Consider the following 2409-nt stretch of genomic DNA (forward strand, 5'->3'; position numbering starts at 1 on the left):
GCTGGGGACCTTGCGCCGTGAAGAAGGCGGCCTGGAGCAGGTGCTGCGTGCGGTGGGCCGTGGGTGGGAGTGCGGACTGGCGGTGGACTGGTCGGGTGCCTTCCCGGGGGCGCGGCGCGTCGAGCTGCCGACGTACGCCTTCCAGCGGCGGCGCTACTGGCTGACGGCCCCCGCCGCCGTCCCGTCCGCCCCGGCCGAGGACCGCTGGGACGACCTGGAACGCGAGGACCCCGCCCAGCTCGCCGAAGCCCTCGGGGTCGGTCGTGCAGCCCTGGACGAAGTCCTGCCCGCCCTGGCGGCCTGGCGCTCCGCCAGGAACCGTGAACGCAGCGCGGAATCCTGGCGCTACCACGTTGTCTGGGCGCCCCTGTCGGTCGCGCCGGCGGACGGTCTCCCCGGCCGCTGGCTCGCCCTGCGTCCCGAGCGCGACGACGCGGCGGCCGTCCTGGACACCCTCGGCGAGGCCGGAGCCGACCTCCTCCCCTGCGTCGTCGCCGATCCGGGTGCGACCCGCGAACAACTGGCCGTTCTGCTCACGACGACCGCGGGGGAGCAGCCGATCGCCGGCGTGCTGTCCCTGCTGTCCTGGGAGGAGCGTTCCCACCCCGACCACCCGGACCTGCCCGGTGGTCCGGCGCTGACCCTCGCGCTGATCCAGGCGCTGGAGGACACCGGCCTCGATGCGCGGCTCTGGACGCTGACGAAGGGAACGGCGGTCCTGGGCGGCGCGGAGCGGCCCGGACACGTCGGTCAGGCCGCGTCCGCCGCACTGGGCCGGACGGCGGCGCTGGAGCATCCGCATCGCCGGGGCGGTCTGATCGACCTGCCGGAGGTGCTGGACGTACGGGCCGCCCGCCGCCTGTGCGCGGTGCTCGCGGGAGCCGCGGCCGACGAGGAGCAGGTGGCGGTGCGCTCCACCGGGGTCCACGGACGCCGTCTCCGGCCCGCGTCGCCCGCGTCGCCGAGGGCCCGTGAGGGTAGCGCGGCCGTCCGGGTGCGGACGCGACCGCGATGGCAGGGCACGGTCCTCGTCACCGGTGGCACCGGTGGCGTCGGCTCGCACACCGCTCGCTGGCTCGCGGGCCAGGGCGCGGAGCGGCTGCTGCTGGTCGGCCGTCGCGGTGCCGACGCGCCCGGTACGGACGCGCTGCGGGCGGAACTGACGGCGCTGGGCACCGAAGTGGCCTTCGCGGCCTGCGATGTCGCCGACCCGGCCGCACTGGCGGTGCTGGTCGCCGACATACCGGCGCGGTACCCGCTGTCCGCCGTCTTCCACGCGGCGGGCGTCCTCGACGACGGTGTGCTCGACGCGCTGGACCCCGCGCGGCTCGCCGTGGTGCTGCGCGCCAAGCTGACCGCCGCACGGAACCTGCACGAGGCCACCGCCGGTCTCGACCTGTCGGCCTTCGTGGTGTTCTCGTCGGTGATGGGCGTCGTGGGCAACGCCGGGCAGGGCAACTACGCGGCCGCCAACGCGGCTGTCGACGCACTCGTCGCCTCCCGCCGGGCCGTCGGGCTGCCCGGCACGTCCGTGGCCTGGGGCGCCTGGGCCGGGCCCGGCATGCTGGCGGACGATGTCGCCGCACGGCTGCGGGACTCGGGCATGCCGGTGATGGAGCCGGAAACGGCCGTCACCGCGATCGGCCGGGCACTCGCGGAGGACGAGGCGCTGGTCGTGGTCGCCGATGTCGACTGGAGGCGCTTCACCACGGGCATGGGCCCGTGGTCCGCCGCCCTGCTCGACGGGATACCGGACCCGGCCGCCGCGAGGCCCGTCCCGGACACCACCGCACCGTCGCCGGCCCGGGCGGGCGGCGGCTCCGCCGACGTCCTGCGGCAGCGGATCGCCGTACTGCCGCGCCACGAGGACCGGGTCAGGACCCTCACCGAACTGGTACGCACCCACGCGGCGACGGTCCTGCGCCACCCCGACGTCGACACGGTCCAGCCCGGTAAGGCGTTCTCCGCGCTCGGCTTCGACTCGCTGACCGCGGTGGAGCTGCGCAACCGGCTCGCAGCCGCAACCGGACTCGCCCTGCCCGCCACCGTCCTGTTCGACCATCCCACAGCGTCGGCGCTGGCCGACCGGCTGCTCGCGGACCTCGACCTCTCCCTGCCGGACGCGGCGAGCGGCACCACTGGGTCCGTCGGCACCGGGGCGGGCCGGTCGGCGGAGCCCGGCAGCAACGAGCCGATCGCGATCGTCGGCATGGGCTGCCGCTTCCCCGGCGGGGTCGTACGGCCCGAGGACTTCTGGCACCTGCTCTCGAAGGGCACCGACGCCGTCGGCGACTGGCCGTCGAACCGGGGCTGGGACACCGAGGGTCTGTACGACCCGGACCCCGACCACGCCGGTACCACCTACAGCAGGCAGGGCGGCTTCCTGCACGACGCCCCCGAGTTCGACGC

1 protein-coding gene is annotated in these 2409 nt (G+C 75.8%); it reads left to right on the forward strand.

Annotated elements, in window-relative coordinates:
• Positions 1-10: 10 nt before the first annotated feature.
• On the forward strand, positions 11-2409 hold a 2399-nt coding region (locus VR45_RS41005), incomplete at its 3' end, for an SDR family NAD(P)-dependent oxidoreductase (protein ID WP_234326682.1).

The sequence above is a fragment of the Streptomyces sp. NRRL S-495 genome (assembly GCF_000966955.1).
In the GTDB taxonomy this organism is placed as follows: Bacteria; Actinomycetota; Actinomycetes; order Streptomycetales; family Streptomycetaceae; genus Kitasatospora; species Kitasatospora purpeofusca.